Source organism: Micromonospora sp. ALFpr18c (assembly GCF_008868155.1).
In the GTDB taxonomy this organism is placed as follows: domain Bacteria; phylum Actinomycetota; class Actinomycetes; order Mycobacteriales; family Micromonosporaceae; genus Micromonospora.
The window spans coordinates 1-376 of the sequence record NZ_WBKR01000519.1 but is presented as its reverse complement, the minus strand read 5'-3'; the positions used below and the strand labels follow the sequence as shown (position 1 = coordinate 376).

The window sequence follows — 376 nt, the reverse complement described above, 5'->3', positions numbered from 1 at the left end:
GACGGTGTGGCGCGCGCCCGGTGGCGAGTGCTACCGGGTTTGGACCGGATCGGCAGACTCCCTGGTCGTGACTTTGCAGCCGGTCAGGCAGGACCCGGATACGCGCGAGTGGTGCACCGGTGAAGGGAATCAGGTCGACGTGGACGGAGACCTGTTCCGGGCTAGCCCTGCATTCCGCACGTGGGTGATCGTGGGCGGGTTTCGGCGCGGCGGGTTGGTGGTGAGGGTGGCTGATGGCAGCGTGCCGGGCTGTGAGAGGGTGGTTCGCAGTGAATTGATCTGATCTATGCGTTGCGTCCGGTTGGAGGCCTTTCGGTAGGTCCGCCATGGATAGCGACTGGTCGATTTGTGGGATGTGAGCTTTAGTCGTGACTGT

At 63.6% G+C, this 376-nt stretch carries 1 protein-coding gene; it reads left to right on the top strand.

Annotation, left to right across the window (positions count from 1 at the left end; translation table 11 throughout):
• A partial coding sequence (locus tag F8271_RS33705; RefSeq protein WP_225854925.1) for a hypothetical protein occupies positions 1-283 on the top strand: 283 nt, incomplete at its 5' end.
• Between the last annotated feature and the right edge of the window lie 93 nt (positions 284-376).